At 60.3% G+C, this 17,175-nt stretch carries 18 protein-coding genes; 12 read left to right on the top strand and 6 right to left on the bottom strand.

Features of this window, described 5'->3' with window-relative positions; genetic code table 11:
• Window positions 1-34 precede the first annotated feature (34 nt).
• Complete coding sequence (locus tag NE357_RS24430; protein ID WP_169431943.1) at window positions 35-1,207, top strand: pyridoxal phosphate-dependent aminotransferase; 1,173 nt, start codon at window positions 35-37, stop codon at window positions 1,205-1,207.
• The gene (sfsA, locus tag NE357_RS24425) at window positions 1,207-1,920 is read left to right on the top strand and encodes a DNA/RNA nuclease SfsA (protein WP_169431942.1); all 714 of its coding nucleotides are present in this window, start codon (window positions 1,207-1,209) and stop codon (window positions 1,918-1,920) included. The genes NE357_RS24430 and sfsA overlap by 1 nt, the downstream gene beginning before the upstream one ends.
• Here sfsA and NE357_RS24420 read toward each other — a convergent pair.
• Window positions 1,917-2,234, bottom strand: a complete 318-nt coding sequence (locus tag NE357_RS24420; protein WP_085689800.1) for a Rieske (2Fe-2S) protein — start codon at window positions 2,232-2,234, stop codon at window positions 1,917-1,919. The genes sfsA and NE357_RS24420 overlap by 4 nt on opposite strands.
• Before the next feature lie 161 nt (window positions 2,235-2,395).
• Here NE357_RS24420 and NE357_RS24415 point away from each other — a divergent pair, with 161 nt between their 5' ends.
• Genes NE357_RS24415 through NE357_RS24400 form a run of 4 tightly spaced genes read left to right on the top strand, consistent with a single transcriptional unit; the run spans window position 2,396 to window position 5,942 of the window.
• The gene (locus NE357_RS24415) at window positions 2,396-3,268 is read left to right on the top strand and encodes a heme/hemin ABC transporter substrate-binding protein (protein ID WP_169431941.1); all 873 of its coding nucleotides are present in this window, start codon (window positions 2,396-2,398) and stop codon (window positions 3,266-3,268) included.
• Between the two features lie 50 nt (window positions 3,269-3,318).
• Complete coding sequence (locus NE357_RS24410) at window positions 3,319-4,302, top strand: FecCD family ABC transporter permease (RefSeq protein ID WP_169432707.1); 984 nt, start codon at window positions 3,319-3,321, stop codon at window positions 4,300-4,302.
• Complete coding sequence (locus NE357_RS24405) at window positions 4,302-5,069, top strand: heme ABC transporter ATP-binding protein (RefSeq protein WP_169431940.1); 768 nt, start codon at window positions 4,302-4,304, stop codon at window positions 5,067-5,069. The genes NE357_RS24410 and NE357_RS24405 overlap by 1 nt, the downstream gene beginning before the upstream one ends.
• A gap of 21 nt (window positions 5,070-5,090) precedes the next feature.
• Complete coding sequence (locus NE357_RS24400) at window positions 5,091-5,942, top strand: ChaN family lipoprotein (RefSeq protein ID WP_169431939.1); 852 nt, start codon at window positions 5,091-5,093, stop codon at window positions 5,940-5,942.
• Window positions 5,943-6,145: 203 nt separating this feature from the next.
• Here the strand turns inward: NE357_RS24400 and NE357_RS24395 are convergent, their stop codons facing one another.
• From NE357_RS24395 to NE357_RS24380, 4 genes are all read right to left on the bottom strand, one after another.
• Window positions 6,146-6,958: a Crp/Fnr family transcriptional regulator gene (locus tag NE357_RS24395; protein WP_169431938.1), complete on the bottom strand. Its 813-nt coding sequence runs from the start codon at window positions 6,956-6,958 to the stop codon at window positions 6,146-6,148.
• A gap of 15 nt (window positions 6,959-6,973) precedes the next feature.
• Window positions 6,974-7,246: a TfoX/Sxy family protein gene (locus NE357_RS24390; protein WP_003228231.1), complete on the bottom strand. Its 273-nt coding sequence runs from the start codon at window positions 7,244-7,246 to the stop codon at window positions 6,974-6,976.
• A 219-nt stretch (window positions 7,247-7,465) separates the two neighbouring features.
• Window positions 7,466-7,810 carry a pentapeptide repeat-containing protein gene (locus NE357_RS24385; RefSeq protein ID WP_108563258.1) on the bottom strand — a complete coding sequence of 115 codons (345 nt, stop codon included), beginning with the start codon at window positions 7,808-7,810 and terminating at the stop codon, window positions 7,466-7,468.
• Between the two features lie 91 nt (window positions 7,811-7,901).
• On the bottom strand, window positions 7,902-9,458 hold the full coding sequence (locus NE357_RS24380; RefSeq protein ID WP_169431937.1) for a bifunctional aminoglycoside phosphotransferase/ATP-binding protein: 1,557 nt from the start codon (window positions 9,456-9,458) through the stop codon (window positions 7,902-7,904).
• A 117-nt stretch (window positions 9,459-9,575) separates the two neighbouring features.
• Between NE357_RS24380 and mrcB the strand changes: the two genes are divergently transcribed.
• From mrcB to NE357_RS24365, 3 genes are read left to right on the top strand one after another with little or no spacing between them, the layout of a single operon-like run.
• Entirely contained in the window at window positions 9,576-11,900 is a 2,325-nt protein-coding gene (gene mrcB / locus NE357_RS24375; RefSeq protein ID WP_169431936.1) for a penicillin-binding protein 1B, read from the top strand.
• Between the two features lie 16 nt (window positions 11,901-11,916).
• Window positions 11,917-12,672 carry a tetratricopeptide repeat protein gene (locus NE357_RS24370; RefSeq protein WP_169431935.1) on the top strand — a complete coding sequence of 252 codons (756 nt, stop codon included), beginning with the start codon at window positions 11,917-11,919 and terminating at the stop codon, window positions 12,670-12,672.
• Complete coding sequence (locus NE357_RS24365; RefSeq protein WP_085712134.1) at window positions 12,672-13,007, top strand: YqcC family protein; 336 nt, start codon at window positions 12,672-12,674, stop codon at window positions 13,005-13,007. Before NE357_RS24370 ends, NE357_RS24365 begins: the two co-directional genes overlap by 1 nt.
• Window positions 13,008-13,025: 18 nt before the next feature.
• Here the strand turns inward: NE357_RS24365 and NE357_RS24360 are convergent, their stop codons facing one another.
• Entirely contained in the window at window positions 13,026-13,442 is a 417-nt protein-coding gene (locus tag NE357_RS24360) for a DUF4124 domain-containing protein (protein ID WP_169431934.1), read from the bottom strand.
• Between the two features lie 400 nt (window positions 13,443-13,842).
• Between NE357_RS24360 and NE357_RS24355 the strand changes: the two genes are divergently transcribed.
• Genes NE357_RS24355 through ilvC form a run of 3 tightly spaced genes read left to right on the top strand, consistent with a single transcriptional unit; the run spans window position 13,843 to window position 17,126 of the window.
• Window positions 13,843-15,567: an acetolactate synthase 3 large subunit gene (locus tag NE357_RS24355; protein WP_169431933.1), complete on the top strand. Its 1,725-nt coding sequence runs from the start codon at window positions 13,843-13,845 to the stop codon at window positions 15,565-15,567.
• Between the two features lie 2 nt (window positions 15,568-15,569).
• On the top strand, window positions 15,570-16,061 hold the full coding sequence (ilvN, locus tag NE357_RS24350) for an acetolactate synthase small subunit (protein ID WP_003205610.1): 492 nt from the start codon (window positions 15,570-15,572) through the stop codon (window positions 16,059-16,061).
• Between the two features lie 48 nt (window positions 16,062-16,109).
• Window positions 16,110-17,126, top strand: coding sequence for a ketol-acid reductoisomerase (gene ilvC / locus NE357_RS24345; protein ID WP_007959661.1), 1,017 nt, complete (start codon window positions 16,110-16,112; stop codon window positions 17,124-17,126).
• Window positions 17,127-17,175 lie beyond the last annotated feature (49 nt).

The raw sequence follows: 17,175 nt of genomic DNA, 5'->3' as shown, positions 1-17,175 counted from the left end.
GAATCGTTTCTTTTCACTCGTTGAAGGAAGGCCAATGGCTCAGCCCTACAGTGCGCGCAGTCGTGCGATCGAACCGTTCCATGTGATGGCGTTGCTGGCGCGGGCCAATGAATTGCAGGCCGCCGGCCACGACGTGATCCACCTGGAAATCGGTGAGCCGGACTTCACGACGGCCGAGCCGATCATCCGCGCCGGCCAGGCTGCGCTGACGGCGGGCAAGACCCGTTACACCGCAGCGCGCGGGATTCCCGAGCTGCGGGAGGCGATTTCCGGTTTTTATCAGACCCGTTATGGTCTGAATATCGACCCGCGGCGCATTCTGATCACTCCGGGCGGCTCCGGGGCCCTGCTGCTGGCCAGCGCATTGCTGGTGGATCCGGGCAAGCACTGGCTGCTGGCCGACCCCGGCTATCCGTGCAACCGGCAATTTTTGCGTCTGGTCGAGGGCGCGGCGCAACTGGTTCCTGTAGGCCCGGATGTCAGGTATCAACTGACGCCTGATCTGGTGGAGCGCCACTGGGATCACGACAGTGTCGGCGCCTTGGTGGCTTCGCCCGCCAATCCGACCGGAACGATCCTGACGCGCGACGAACTGGCGGGGTTATCCACAGCCATCAAGGCGCGCCACGGGCATCTTGTGGTGGACGAGATCTACCACGGCCTGACTTACGGCACCGATGCCGCCAGTGTTCTGGAAGTCGACGACAGTGCGTTTGTCCTCAACAGTTTTTCCAAGTATTTCGGCATGACGGGTTGGCGCCTCGGCTGGCTGGTGGCGCCGGATGCGGCCGTCAGTGAGCTGGAAAAGCTCGCGCAGAACCTCTACATCAGCGCGCCGAGCATGGCCCAGCATGCGGCGCTGGCCTGTTTCGAGCCAGAGACCATCGCGATCCTCGAAGAGCGCCGCGCCGAATTCGGTCGTCGCCGCGATTTCCTGCTTCCCGCTCTGCGGGAGCTGGGCTTCAATATCGCCGTAGAGCCGGAAGGCGCCTTCTACTTGTATGCCGATATCAGCCAGTTCGGCGGCGATGCCTTCGCGTTCTGCCGGCATTTCCTTGAAACCGAGCACGTGGCATTCACCCCGGGCCTGGATTTCGGTCGTTATCAGGCCGGCCATCATGTGCGCTTTGCCTACACGCAAAACCTCCCTCGCCTGCAGGAAGCGGTGGAACGCATCGCCCGTGGCTTGAAGAGCTGGCAAGGCTGATGCGCTTTCATCCTCCTCTTGAAGAGGGACGGTTGATCCGCCGTTACAAACGCTTTCTCGCCGATATCGAAACCGTTGGCGGCGAGTTCCTGACCATTCATTGCCCGAACACCGGTTCGATGCTCAATTGTCAGGTCGAGGGCGGGCAGGTCTGGTTCAGCCGCTCCAATGATCCGAAACGCAAGCTGCCCGGTACCTGGGAAGTCGGCGAAACTCCGCAGGGCCGGCTGTTTTGCGTGAACACCGGACGCGCCAACACACTGGTCGAAGAAGCTTTGCAGACCGGCGTCATCAGTGAATTGAACGGGTTTACCGGGCTCAAGCGCGAAGTGGCATACGGACAGGAAAAGAGCCGGATCGATTTTCGCCTCGATTACCCGGCGGGCCCGGCCTACGTGGAAGTGAAAAGTGTCACGCTGGGTTTCGACGGCACGGCGGTCGCGGCATTTCCCGATGCGGTGACAGAGCGCGGCGCCAAGCATTTGCGTGAGCTGGCGCATCTGGCCCGGGACGGGATTCGCGCGGTGCAGTTGTACTGCGTCAATCTCACGGGTGTCGAAGCGGTGCGTCCGGCCGAGGAGATCGACGCGACCTACGCCGCTGCGCTGCGCGAGGCGGTGGCGTGTGGGGTCGAAGTACTGGCGTATGGCGTGCGTTTGAGCCATGAAGAGATGGTGATCGACCGGCGCCTGGACGTGCTGCTCAACGGTTAAACATCGATCCACAGCCCTTGCGCGTCTTCACGGCAAGGGATGGCCGTCAGCGATTGCCCGGCGCACGGGCCGGCGACGCATTCTCCGTCCTCGATCAGAAACAGTGCGCCGTGGGTGGCGCACTGGATCAGGCTGTTGCTCGGGTCGAGAAACTGGTCGGGATGCCATTCCAGGCCGACGCCCCGATGCGGGCAGCGATTGAGATAGACGTAAGCCTGCCCCGCGCGGCGCACGGCAAACAGTTTTTTGCCGTCGATATCGAAACCGCGACTGCCGCCTTCAACCAGATCGGCACCCGCGCAGAGAAACTTCATGGCTATCCTCAGTGTCGGCTCGTGTCTGGATATGTCCGAGCTTGACGTTCAAATGCAAACAATTATCAAATGGCCGCCTTCGCCCGTGGCGAGGTGACCGCTGCCGAGGATACTTGGCCTGCCGTCCCGATGCCCGGGAAAACCTTTCAAGGAAGCTGTCTATGCGCTTGAGTACCCGCGTTGCTGTGCTGTGTGTCGGACTTTTGGTCAGCCACCAGGCTGCAGCGGCCGAGTTGCCGCAACGTTGGGTCAGCGCCGGCGGCGCCTTGTCGGAGTGGGTGAGTGCATTGGGTGGCGAGTCCAGGTTGGTGGGCGTCGACACCACCAGCCAGCATCCGCAATCCCTTCAGTCGCTGCCGAGCATCGGCTATCAGCGCAGCCTGTCGGCCGAAGGCATCCTCAGCCTGCGTCCGGACATCCTGATCGGTACCGAAGAAATGGGCCCGCCGCCAGTGATCTCGCAGGTTCGCAACGCCAAGGTGCAGGTGGAATTGTTCTCGGCTCAGCCGGATCTGCCGACGCTGGAAAAAAACGTCACCCATCTGGGGCAGTTACTGGGCGCTGAAAGCCAGGCCGTGCAATTGCTGCAACGTTATCAACAGCAACTCGATGCGCAAAAGGCGCGTGTGGCCCAAGCGCAGACTAAACAGAAGGCGCCGGGCGTGCTGTTGCTGCTCGGCCATGCCGGCGGCAAACCACTGATCGCCGGCAAGGACACCGCCGCCGACTGGCTGCTGCAACAGGCGGGCGGGCATAACCTTGCGACCCACACCGGTTACAAGCCGTTTTCCGTGGAGTCCCTGGCCAGTCTCGATCCTGAAGTGCTGGTGTTCGCTGACCGTGCGCTGACCGGCGAGGCGGCGAAAGCAGCGTTGTTCAAGGAAAACCCGATCCTCAATTCCAGCCGTGCGGCCAAGGCCGGACGCGTGCTGGAGCTGGACCCGACGCTGCTGGTGGGCGGGCTCGGGCCGCGTTTGCCGGCTGCGCTGAAGACCCTGTCTGACGGTTTCTATCCGGCACCGAGCGGCCAATGACCACGCTGGTCAAACCCCGTGGCTTGTTCATCGGCCTGATCCTGCTGTGTTTGCTGGCGATCTGGCTGTCGCTGGCGTTGGGGCCGGTCAGCCTGCCGTTGTTTGATACCTTGCGCGCTACCCTGCGCATGATCGGTGTGCCGCTGGCGCCGGACGGGCTGGAGCAGGCTGAGCTGATTCTCGGGCAGATTCGTTTGCCGCGTACGCTGCTCGGGTTGGCAGTTGGCGGTGTGCTGGCGCTGTCCGGGGTGGCGATGCAGGGGCTGTTTCGCAATCCGCTGGCCGATCCGGGGTTGGTCGGCGTCTCGAGCGGCGCGGCGTTGGGTGCTGCGGTGGCGATCGTCGGCGGTTCGTTTTTCGGCGGTCTGCCCGAGTGGTTCGGGCCTTATCTGCTGTCGGTTTGCGCGTTTCTTGGCGGGCTCGGCGTGACGGCGCTGGTCTATCGCCTCGGTCGCCGCAACGGGCAGACCCATGTGGCGACCATGTTGCTGGCGGGTATTGCTCTGACGGCGCTGGCGAGTTCGGCGGTGGGGTTGTTTACCTATCTGGCCGACGACGCAACATTGCGCACATTGACGTTCTGGAACCTGGGCAGCCTTAACGGCGCGAGTTATGCGCGGTTGTGGCCGCTGCTGATCATCACTGCCGGTGTTGCACTCTGGCTTCCGCGTCGGGCCAAGGCACTCAATGCATTGCTGCTTGGCGAGTCGGAAGCCGGGCATCTGGGGATCGATGTCGAGCGGCTCAAGCGTGAACTGGTGTTTTGCACGGCGCTGGGCGTCGGCGCAGCGGTGGCCGCGGCGGGCATGATTGGCTTTGTCGGATTGGTGGTGCCGCATCTGGTGCGCTTGCTCGCGGGGCCGGATCACCGGGTATTGCTGCCGGCATCGGTGCTGGCCGGTGCCAGTCTGTTGTTGCTGGCGGATCTGGTGGCGCGTCTGGCGCTGGCACCGGCGGAGCTGCCGATCGGCATCGTCACCGCGTTCATCGGTGCGCCGTTCTTCCTTTATCTGTTGCTGCGAGGGCGTGCCTGATGCTGTGCGCGCACAATCTGCACATCCGCCGTGGCCGCAAGACCGTTCTGGCCGACGTCAGCCTGCAGCTCGAACCGGGCGAAGTGCTGGGCGTGCTGGGGCCGAATGGCGCCGGCAAAAGCACCTTGCTCGGCGCGTTGTGCGGTGAGCTGAGCGCACATGAAGGGGAAGTGTTGCTGGACGGTGAGGTATTGAGCCACTGGAGTGGCACTCAGCGCGCCCAGCGGCTGGCGGTGTTGCCGCAGGTATCGACCCTGGATTTTGCCTTTCGCGTTGAAGAAGTGGTCGGCATGGGGCGTCTGCCTTATCAGAGCGGGCGGGTGCGCGATGACGAGATCGTCGCTGCCGCATTACGGGCGGCCGATGCCGGACACCTGAGTGGCCGCAGTTATCTGGCACTGTCCGGCGGTGAGCGTCAGCGGGTGCATCTGGCGCGGGTGCTGGCGCAGCTCTGGCCGGGGCAGGCGGGGCAGACGTTACTGCTCGATGAGCCGACCTCAATGCTTGATCCATTGCATCAACACACGACGCTGCAGGCAGTGCGCGAATTTGCCGATCGCGGCGCGGCGGTGCTGGTGATCCTGCATGATCTGAATCTGGCGGCGCGCTATTGTGATCGCATCCTGCTGCTGGAAGGCGGGCGCCCGGTCGCACTGGATACACCTGAGCAGGTATTGCGTCCGGAATCGCTGAAGGCGGTTTTCGGTCTGGAAGTGCTGGTGCAACCGCACCCGGAGCGCGGGCATCCGCTGATCATCGCCCGCTGATTTCGTCATCGAGGTGAAGATATGCGCAGGACTTTGCTGTTGGCGGTGGTGTGGCTCGCAGGCTGCCAGCATGTTGCGGCGCCGCCGGTCGTTGGCGAGATCCGGGATCTGCGCACTGGCGAGAGGCTGACGGCGCAGCAATTACTGACTCAGCTGAGCAATCCATCGCGGGTGGTTATCGGCGAGCAGCATGACAACGTCGATCACCATGCCATTCAATTGTGGTTGTTACAGAACCTCGAAGACTCGCGCCCTCAGGGCAGCCTCCTGCTGGAAATGCTGACACCCGATCAACAGTCGCGGGTTGATGACGTACGACATGCCTCAACGCCGCCGGCGGATCTTCCTGCTGCATTGGCCTGGCAGGACGGTTGGGACTGGAATCTCTACGGGCCGATTGTTCGGTTCGCCCTGACGCAATCCTGGCCTTTGCTGGCGGCCAATCTCGATAACATCGAAATTCGCGCGTTCTATCGCGATCCTCCTGTCCTGAGCGGCGAGCGCAGCAACGCCAAATCTGTGAAAGAAACGTTGTTGGAGCAGATCGGCGATTCTCACTGCGGCTTGCTGCCGTCATCACAGATGCCGGCGATGCTGGCGGTTCAGCAACAGCGGGATCGACGCATGGCCTCGCGATTGTTGGCGGCGCCCGCGCCTGCCTTGTTATTGGCGGGTGCGTATCACGCGCGCAAGGATGTCGGTGTGCCGCTGCATGTGCTGGATCTGGGCGCGCCCGAAGCGCCGACGGTGCTGATGCTGGCGGAGCAGGGCAGTCAGATCACGGCGGCGATGGCTGATTATGTCTGGTTCACCCCCGCCACACCGAAACCGGATTATTGCGCCGAAATGCGTAAACAGTTCGGCAAAAAATGACTTTTCCACAGGCAAAAAAAGACCCGGTAAAAACCGGGTCAAATAACCGTGATTAGCCTGATGAGGAGATAATCTGAGAGTCCGAACCAAGGGCTTTTCAGAATATCGACTGATCTCGCGACCAGTTGTGATAATCATAGCGATTCTCATTAACGAGTCAACTACTGTTTTTTCATTTCTGTCGTTTTGTCCCGGCAAGGGCGTCAACGGCCTGTGTATACGGGCGTTACCTGACTGTTCGATCCCGTCAGCTGCTTGTTGAGCTCGTCGATGCGCCGCGCCATGCTTTCGATCAGGCTGTGGGCGATTTTCGGATTGCTGCGGGTCATGCTCAGAAACTGATCGCCGGGGATCAGCATCACGGTGCTCGCTTGCCGGGCAATGACTGTTGCGTTGCGCGGTTCGCCGGTGAACACGGCCATTGCGCCGAATATTTCATCCTTGGGCACGTCGCCTACCTTGTGTCCGTTAACAAACGCTTCGGCGTGTCCTTCGATAATCACGAATACATGGTCGGCGACATCGCCCTCGCGGATCAGAACGTCTCCGGCTTCGACCCGCTTGAAACCATTGGTGCTGCGAAACTCGCGCGGCTTGAACTCGGCGACTGCATGCGCCAGCAGTGCCATTTGCCCGAGCAGGTAGCGCAGAAACTGTTCCGAGCGCGAAAAGTCGCCATACACATGTTGAAACAAATCGCTTCGGTGATAAGGCCGTAAAGTCAGCGGGTTATCGGCGTACAAGCTGCAATCCGCCCATCCCGGACCCTGTTGCAGGCCGATCAAATCTCCCTCGTGCCAGTAAAACAAGCCGCGACCGCAGAGTCGCCCGTTGATGACACCTTGCGTCAGCAAAAACAGCTGGTCGTCCGGCAAACGTGCCAACAGATCATCCGTGGCTTCAAATTCCAGCGGCGGCCCGCACGGCTCCAGGCCTTCAAGCCATTGCGCAGGCAAGCTCTGCAAGTGGTTGATCAATGCATCGGCCTGGGCCGATTGTTCCCCGAGCAGGTACATGACTGTCAGTGCCCGTCAGTTCTTGTGGCGAGAGGAAATGGCTTCCAGCTGTTTGTTCAGAGCGTCCTTGCGTTCGGCTGGAATGTCGTTCCAGTGCACATCCATCAAAGCCCCTTCGATCGCATACAACAACACCTTCGACGCCCGGAACCCGCGTGTGCGCACGGCCCGATAGGCATCCACGGCGCCAAGGCGACGCAGATCCGAGGCGCTGTGGATGCCCACGGCATGCAGCCATTGCGCCGACGTCTTGCCAAGATTCTTCAGGTGTTGCAGTTCATCATTCATCAAGCCTCCTTGCGACGGCCGAATGGTGCGTGGGCGATCTTCTCAGGAGTGTAGCCATCAGTAGGAAAAGCGTGGTTGTTTGGTCGGATTCAACGCAAACGCTTCTAAGAAAGGTCAGTTTCCGCGGATGAATCAGGATGGGGAGGGCGAGGGAGAATTACCAATGGCACGCAATCCAGCGCAAAGCGGGGGCGCTGGACGGTTCAGGTTTCCAAAAGATCAGCGGGTACGATAACGCAGGCGCGTACCGAAATTCATCGACATCAGGATTTCGTCTGCACTTAGCTCCGGCGGAAAGTAGGCACCGGAAATCTGCGCATGCGCCAGGCTCGCGCCTTCCAGCGAAGCGTTGCGAAAGTCGATGCCGCGCAGGTCGGCGGAACGGAAGTAGGCGTCCCGGAAATCCACGCCATCGGCGTTCAGTTCACGCAGGTCGAGGCCGCGAAAATCACCGCCGACCATGTCGATCGGGCCGTCTTTCGGGCGTTCATTGTTGAAACCTGCGATGTCGTCTTTGTGCAGCAAGGCATAAAGCGGGGTGTCGAGAAGTTTCGGCTGGCTCATGTCGTATCACCTGTTGGTTTTATGACGCCAGTATAGTGCCACTATTTGACGGCCGTGAAGCGAGCGAGGGCTTCACGGCCGAAATAGTTTCTTACAGACCTGGCAGACGCTGGCGGATCTGCGCCACGACGGTGTCCAGAGTGCCGGATTCATTGGTCTGCACGCGTTTGCTGCGCAGGATTTCATCCGGCGTCAGGGCTTCGCGGTTAGCCTGCTGTGCTTCGATCACGGCGAGGGTCGCGTCGGACGGATCCTTCTTGTCTGCCTGACGAATCGCCAGCCAGCTCTCGATCACTGCCTGTGGAGCATTGCAATCGAGGATCAGGAAAGGCGTGCCGGTGGCTTCGGCAACTTTGGCGGCGTTGTCGCGTTGTTCGCGCTTGAGGTACGTGGCGTCGATCACCACCGGGAAACCGGCGTGCAGGATGACTTCGGCGATTTCATGCAGACGAGCATAAGTCGCGGTGCTGGCATCGGCGCTGTAGATCCCGGCCTGAACATCGTTGGCAACGGTTTGCTCGCCGAACAGACGCTTGCGTTCAACGTCGGAACGCAGGCGAATCGCGCCCAGCGCTTCGACCAGACGCATGGCAACGTGGCTTTTGCCCACAGCGGATACGCCGTGGGTGATCGCCATGAAGCGCGAAGGAATGGTGCTGTAGCTTTCCGCCAGGTTGGCGTAGTTGCGATATTGGCGCAGGGTCGTTGCGCGCTGCACCGGGGTTGCGTCGGCAGGCATGCTGAACAGCGCAACCTTCGCACGAACCAGCGCTCGGTACGCCTTGTAGAAGTTCAACACTTCCAGACCCTGATAGTCGCCAGTCAGCTCCAGGTATTGGCTGATGAAACGACGGGCCAGGGATTTCAGGCCACGGTCTTCCAGGTCCATCGCCAGGAAGCCAGTGTCGGCCCAGACGTCAGTGAAGCGGAACGGTTCGTTGAACTCGATGCAGTCGAAGATCACCACTTTGCCGTCGATGACGGTGGCGTTGCCCAAGTGGATGTCACCGTGGCATTCGCGGGTGAAGCCCTCGGCCTTGCGCTGGGCGAACAGTGGCTTGAGGCGTTCGAAGCTGCTTTCGGCCCAGGCTTTCAGCGCTTCGAGTTGCAGCAGATCGTTCTTGTCGCTGAGGAACGGCAGGATCTGTTCGAAGTTCTGCGAGACCGGCGCCATGACAGCATCCGGGGTACCGGCTTCATGCTCGGCCGGAACCTTTGGCGCATTGAGGTGGAAACGAGCGATCTGCTCGGCCATTTCGTCGATGTGTGTGGTGGTCAGTTCGCCATTGGCTTGCAGGGTGCTCAAAAGACCGGTTTGCGGGAACTGGCGCATTTTCAGCACGTATTCGATGGCCGGGCCTTCGCCGCCCAGTTGTGGTGCTTCGGCGCTGCCGGTCACTGGCAACACTTCCAGATACAAATCGTCGGTCAGGCGCTGATTCAGTCGCAGCTCCTCGCCACAGAAATGCTCGCGTGATTCGAGGCTGGTGAAATCGAGAAAACCGAAATTCACCGGTTTCTTCACTTTATAAGCGTAAGGACCGGTGAGCAGAACCCACGAAATATGGGTTTCGATGACCTGAAACCCTTCGACAGGGTGCGGGTATAGGGCCGGGTTTTGCAGGGCAGCGATCAGGGACTGGCTCACGGGCGATCCTTCAGAGACTGGGGAAATTCGAGGTCGCCATTATGGCCGCTCGCCCGCCCGACGCAAACCTCGGAGCGCTCCTGTTGAGTATGAATAAAGTGCGTATAATCCGCCGCCATGACTCGTACTCGATCCCCCCGTACCCCTAAAAAACCACCTTCCCGGGGCCTGCGCCCATGGTTGGGCTGGGCCCTTAAACTCAGTCTGGTCGGCCTTGTGGTGCTGGCCGGCTTCGCCGTTTACCTCGATGCCGTGGTGCAGGAGAAGTTTTCCGGCAAGCGCTGGACCATCCCGGCCAAGGTGTACGCGCGCCCGCTCGAGCTGTTCGTCGGACAGAAGTTGAGCAAGGACGATTTCCTCACCGAACTCGATGCCCTGGGCTATCGCCGCGAAGCCGTGAGCAATGGCCCCGGCGCTGCGGCGGTCAACGGCAACACCGTCGATTTGAATACCCGTGGCTTCCAGTTCTACGAAGGCCTCGAGAAACCGCAACCGGTGCGCGTGCGTTTCTCCGGTGATTACGTGGCCGAACTGTCGGCGACGAACGGATCGAAGCTGTCGGTGGTGCGTCTGGAGCCGCTGCTGATCGGCGGGATCTACCCGAAAAACCTTGAAGACCGGATTCTGATCAAGCTCGATCAGGTGCCGCCGTACCTGCTGGAAACCCTGGTCGCCGTGGAAGACCGGGATTACTACAGTCACTGGGGCGTCTCGCCGAAGTCGATTGCCCGGGCGATCTGGGTCAACACATCCGGCGGCAAGATGACCCAGGGCGGCAGTACGCTGACTCAGCAACTGGTCAAGAACTTCTACCTCACCAACGAACGCAGCCTGACCCGCAAGCTCACCGAAGCGATGATGGCGATGCTGCTTGAGCTGCATTACGACAAGAAGGAAATTCTTGAGGCGTACCTCAATGAAGTCTTCGTCGGTCAGGACGGACAGCGTGCAGTGCACGGTTTCGGTCTGGCCAGTCAGTTCTTCTTCGGCCAGCCATTGTCCGAGCTGAAACTGCATCAGGTCGCGCTGTTGGTCGGCATGGTCAAGGGCCCGTCCTATTACAACCCGCGGCGCAACCCGGAGCGGGCGCTGGAGCGGCGTAACCTGGTGCTCGACGTGCTTGAGCAGCAGGGTGTTGCGTCTGCCGAACAGGTGGAGGCAGCAAAGAAAATGCCGCTGGGCGTGACCTCGCGCGGCAAGCTGGCCGACAGCTCGTTCCCGGGCTTCATCGATCTGGTCAAACGCCAGTTGCGTGAAGACTACCGTGACGAGGACTTGACCGAAGAAGGCCTGCGGATCTTCACCAGTTTCGACCCGATCCTGCAGATGAAGGCTGAAGCCTCGGTCAATGACACGTTCAAACGTCTTTCCGGCCGCAAGGGGCCCGATGACGTGGAAGCGGCGATGGTCGTGACCAACCCGGAAACCGGCGAAGTCCAGGCGATGATCGGCAGCCGCCAGGCCAGTTACGCCGGGTTCAACCGAGCCCTGGATGCAGTGCGCCCGATTGGCTCTCTGGTCAAACCTGCGGTTTATCTGACGGCGTTGGAAAAGCCGAGTCAGTACACGCTCACCAGTTGGCTGTCGGACGACCCGCTTTCCATCAAGGGTGCTGATGGCCAGGTCTGGAAACCGCAGAACTATGATCGTCGCTCACACGGTACGGTGTTCCTCTATCAAGGGCTGGCGCATTCCTACAACCTGTCGACTTCGCGTCTAGGGCTGGCGGTGGGTGTTCCGAATGTCCTCAAGACCATCGGGCGCCTGGGTGTGACCCGCGAGTTCCCGGCGTTCCCGTCGATGCTGCTGGGTGCCGGGGGCATGACGCCGATCGAAGTGGCGACCATGTACCAGACCCTCGCCAACGGTGGCTTCAATACGCCGATGCGCGGAATCCGCAGTGTGCTGACCGCCGAGGGCGAGCCGCTCAAGCGTTATCCGTTCCAGATCGAACAGCGTTTCGATCCGGCGTCGATCTACCTGATTCAGAACGCCATGCAGCGTGTGATGCGCGAAGGTACCGGCAGCTCGGTCTACAACGTGTTGCCCAAGACGCTGACGCTGGCCGGCAAGACCGGTACCAGTAACGATTCGCGCGACAGCTGGTTTGCCGGTTTCAGTCAGGATCTGCTGGCCGTGGTCTGGCTCGGACGTGACGATAACGGCAAGACGCCGTTCACCGGTGCTACCGGTGCCCTGCAGGTCTGGACCAGCTTCATGCGCAAGGCCGATCCGCTGCCGCTGGACATGCCACAGCCGGACAACGTGGTACAGGCGTGGGTCGATTCGCGTACCGGTCAGGGCTCTGATGCCAACTGTCCGGGCGCCGTGCAGATGCCGTATATTCGCGGCAGCGAACCGCCACCCGGCGCTTCCTGTGCGGGCGAAAGCCCTGCGTCGGGCGAGTCGGTGATGGATTGGGTCAAGGGCTGGATGAATTAAGCGAAGAGGGTTTCAAGTGAACAAGTGGTTGATTCCAGCGGTGACCGCCGTGGCTTTGCTCAGCGGCTGCTCCACCGTACAGCGTGGTTCGATCCCGGTGGTGGATGCGGGGACGACCGTCTCCAACAGTGAGCGTCTGTCGGCCAATGGCGGTTTCCGCAAGACGACGGTCAAGCGCCCGGTACAAGGTCAGGCGCAATCCCAGGCCATTCCGCAAGGCGATACCGGCGTGGTGGTGATGGTGCCGGGCGGCGGCGCCACGACATCGGCGCCGATCAGCACGTCGCCGATCGTTCCGGGCCCTGCCTCCGGAGGTATCACGCCGGGGCCATACAATCCTTCGCCGGTCGAGTCTGCCCCGATCAGCTCCGGCAGCTACAGCATGCCTTCGACGCCGAGTGGTGTTCCTTCAGCCGGCAGCAGCGGCGGTCTGTCTGCCGATGAGCAACTGGACGGCCCGGTACTCGCTTTGCTGACCACTGCGCAGCAACAGCAGGCCGGCGGCGACTTGAATGGCGCATCCTCCAGCCTCGAGCGCGCTCAACGCGTTGCGCCGCGTGAGCCGCAAGTGCTCTACCGCCTGGCGCAAGTGCGTATGGCCCAAGGCGACGCTCCGCAAGCCGAGCAGACCGCCCGCCGCGCGCTGACCATGGCCAACGGCCGTCCGGACTTGCAGGCCAGCCTGTGGGAGCTTATTGCTCAAGCTCGCGAAAAACAGGGTGATTCCGCCGGCGCCGCTCTGGCCCGTCAGAAGGCCAGGGTTTCGCTGTGATGGACGCGCGTTTCTCGAAAGTCGCCGATCAACTGTTGTTGATCGAGCGTGAATTGCGCGCCCAGGGCTGGTGGGATGACGTCCAGCCTTCGGTCGAAGCCTTGAGCAGCGTCGAGCCATTCTCGGTCGACACGCTCGATTTCGAGCAGTGGCTGCAATGGATCTTCCTGCCCCGGATGAAGATCATCCTCGAGCAGAACCTGCCATTGCCCAATGCCTCGGGCATTCAGGAAATGGCCGAAATGGTCTTCGCCCAGCGTAATCTGCAGGGCAAGGATCGGCAGTTGCAGGTCTTGCTCAAAGAGTTCGATCTGCTGATCACTGCTTCACGCTGAGCAGCCGGCTGCCAGTGATCACTGGCAGTTTTCGGCAATCTTTTTCTGCGTCTCTGCGATTCGCTCCTGACGTTGCGTATCGCTCAGTCGACGCAACTCTCCCTCGGTTTCCTCCCTCAGGCGCGGATTGTTCTGCAACTGCGCCAGGTTCGTACGCGCCTGTTCGCAAAAGACCTTGAGCTGGTCCTGTTGCTCGGCGACCTGTTTTTTGACCTTGTCATCGATGGCTTTCTGATCCCCCAGCGGGCCGCTGCCTGGCATGGCTGCCGGACGCGGGGAAGACGAGGGCGGCGTTTGTACTGTCGTTGCAGACTGACCTTGTGGTGGTTGCGCATCGAAGTGCGTGACACCTTGGGCATCGACCCACTTGTAGATCTGACCGGCCATGCACCAGGGGCTGAGGCCGATCAGCAGAGTGACGAGGAGCGTTCGCATGCTGATTCCTTGGCAAAATTGCGCAATTGACGCTAACAGAGTAGCGCTTTTCAGGTTTTTTCTTGCGTTCTCATGTGCTTACCCACAATTAGGCCTAAAGACGGCTTGACTTGGAGAGGGCGAAACAGAAGAATCCAAAGTCCGCTGTACAGGGACTGCCAGAAGCAGACCCTCTCGGCAGATCATGAGGCGCATATCCGCGTCGACCTGTTACACCCGCAACGCGTTACCTCGCGCTGGGTGGGAAAGGCCCGCAACACTTGGGACGATCCCAATACTTGCTCAGTCAGTGCTGACGTAGTCGGCGACCACCGTCGCTCATGCTCTGCCGAGAAGTAAACCTATTAAGACCCGTTCGCTTTTCTGTGGACGGTATTCTGGCGTTTTAGAGGTGAACAACGTGGAGCTTTTATCTGGCGGTGAGATGCTCGTCCGCTTCTTGCGTGACGAAGGCGTCAAATATATCTACGGGTACCCGGGTGGTGCTCTCCTTCATGTTTACGATGCCCTGTTCAAAGAACCGGAAGTGACCCACATCCTGGTTCGTCACGAACAAGCGGCTACCCATATGGCTGACGGCTACGCCCGTGCCACCGGTAAGGCCGGCGTGGTATTGGTGACTTCCGGTCCAGGCGCCACAAACGCCATCACCGGTATTGCCACGGCCTACATGGACTCGATTCCGATGGTGATCATTTCCGGTCAGGTGCCAAGCACCATGGTCGGCACCGACGCGTTCCAGGAAACCGACATGATCGGTATCTCCCGGCCGATCGTGAAGCACAGCTTCATGATCAAGCACGCGTCCGAAATCCCGGAAGTCATGAAGAAAGCCTTCTACCTGGCGCAATCCGGTCGTCCGGGTCCGGTCGTGGTCGATATCCCGAAAGACATGACCAACCCGGCCGAGAAGTTCGAATACATCTTCCCGAAGAAAGCCAAACTGCGTTCCTACAGCCCGGCCGTTCGCGGTCACTCCGGGCAAATCCGCAAGGCGGCAGAAATGCTCCTGGCGGCCAAGCGTCCTGTGCTGTACTCCGGCGGTGGCGTGATTCTCGGCAACGGCTCCGCGCCGCTGACCGAGCTGGCGCAAATGCTCAACTTGCCAGTGACCAATACCTTGATGGGCCTGGGTGGCTACCCTGGCACTGACCGTCAGTTCATCGGCATGCTCGGCATGCACGGCAGCTACACCGCCAACCTGGCGATGCACCATGCCGACGTGATCCTGGCTGTCGGTGCGCGTTTCGACGATCGCGTGATCAACGGCGCGCCGAAGTTCTGCCCGAACGCCAAGATCATTCACATCGACATCGACCCGGCTTCGATTTCCAAGACCATCAAGGCTGACGTGCCAATCGTTGGCCCGGTGGAGAGCGTCCTGACCGAAATGGTCGCGATCCTCAAGGAAATCGGCGAAACCCCGAACAAGGAAGCGATCACCAGCTGGTGGAAGCAGGTTGATGAGTGGCGCGGTGATCGCGGCCTGTTCCCTTACGACAAGGGCGACGGCAGCAAGATCAAGCCACAGACCGTGATCGAAACCCTGTGCGAAGTGACCAAGGGCGACGCCTTTGTGACCTCCGACGTGGGCCAGCACCAGATGTTTGCTGCGCAGTACTACAAGTTCAACAAGCCGAACCGCTGGATCAACTCCGGTGGTCTGGGCACGATGGGCTTTGGTCTGCCGGCCGCGATGGGTATCGCGCTGAGCTTCCCTGACACCGATGTTGCGTGCGTCACCGGTGAAGGCAGTATCCAGATGAACATCCAGGAGTTGTCGACCTGCCTGCAATATGGTTTGCCGGTGAAGATCGTCATCCTGAACAACGGTGTCCTGGGCATGGTGCGTCAGTGGCAGGACATGAGCTACGGCAGCCGTCACTCGCATTCGTACATGGAATCGCTGCCTGATTTCGTCAAGCTGGCCGAGGCCTATGGCCACGTCGGCGTGCGCATCACCGAATCGAAAGATTTGAAGTCGAAGATGGAAGAAGCGTTCGCCCTGAAGGATCGCCTGGTCGTGATCGATATTTCGGTCGATACCAGCGAGCACGTCTACCCGATGCAGATCAAAGACGGCTCGATGCGCGATATGTGGCTGAGCAAGACGGAGCGTACCTAATCATGCGGCACATTATTTCCTTGCTTCTGGAAAACGAACCTGGTGCTTTGTCTCGTGTAGTCGGCCTGTTTTCGCAGCGCAACTACAACATTGAAAGCCTGACCGTGGCGCCCACCGAAGACCCGACCCTGTCGCGTCTGACGCTGACCACTGTCGGCCACGATGAAATCATCGAGCAGATCACCAAGAACCTGAACAAGCTGATCGAAGTGGTCAAGCTGGTGGACCTGTCGGAAAGCGCTCATATCGAGCGTGAACTGATGCTGGTCAAGGTCAAGGCCACTGGCGCCCAGCGCGCCGAGATCAAACGCACCACCGATATCTACCGTGGACAGATCGTCGACGTCAGCGCCAGCGTGTATACCGTTCAACTGACCGGTACCAGCGACAAGCTCGACAGCTTCATTCAGTCCATCGGCACCGCATCGATTCTGGAAACCGTCCGTAGTGGCGTCACCGGTATTGCCCGCGGCGACAAAGTACTCAGCATCTAAACCAAATTAGCGAATGGCCTGAACGGCCTGGATATAAAGGGGAAATTCATGAAAGTTTTCTACGATAAAGACTGCGACCTGTCGATCATCCAGGGCAAGAAAGTTGCCATCATCGGTTACGGCTCCCAGGGCCACGCTCAAGCATGCAACCTGAAAGACTCCGGTGTCGACGTTACGGTCGGTCTGCGTAAAGGTTCGGCCACCGTTGCCAAGGCAGAAGCCCACGGCCTGAAAGTGACCGACGTGGCTGCCGCTGTTGCCGGCGCCGACCTGGTCATGATCCTGACCCCGGACGAGTTCCAGTCCCAGCTGTACAAGAACGAAATCGAGCCGAACATCAAGAAAGGCGCCACCCTGGCCTTCTCCCACGGCTTCGCGATCCACTACAACCAGGTTGTTCCGCGTGCCGACCTCGACGTGATCATGATCGCGCCGAAAGCTCCGGGCCACACCGTACGTTCCGAGTTCGTGAAAGGCGGCGGCATCCCTGACCTGATCGCGATCTACCAGGACGCCTCGGGCAACGCCAAGAACGTTGCACTGTCCTACGCTGCAGGCGTTGGCGGTGGCCGCACCGGCATCATCGAAACCACTTTCAAGGACGAGACCGAAACCGACCTGTTCGGCGAACAAGCCGTTCTGTGCGGCGGTACCGTTGAACTGGTTAAAGCCGGTTTCGAAACCCTGGTAGAAGCTGGCTACGCGCCGGAAATGGCTTACTTCGAGTGCCTGCACGAACTGAAACTGATCGTTGACCTCATGTACGAAGGCGGTATCGCCAACATGAACTACTCGATCTCCAACAACGCTGAGTACGGCGAGTACGTGACCGGTCCGGAAGTGATCAACGCCGAGTCCCGTCAGGCCATGCGCAACGCCCTGAAACGTATTCAGGACGGCGAATACGCCAAAATGTTCATCAGCGAAGGCGCAACCGGCTACCCTTCGATGACCGCCAAGCGTCGTAACAACGCCGCTCACGGTATCGAAATCATCGGCGAGCAACTGCGCTCCATGATGCCGTGGATCGGTGCCAACAAGATCGTCGACAAAGCCAAAAACTAAGTCGTCGACCCTTGTGTGAAAAAAAAACGCGGCTTCGGCCGCGTTTTTT

The organism is Pseudomonas sp. G7(2022) (genome assembly GCF_052660475.1).
This window is presented reverse-complemented; position numbering and strand designations above follow the sequence as displayed.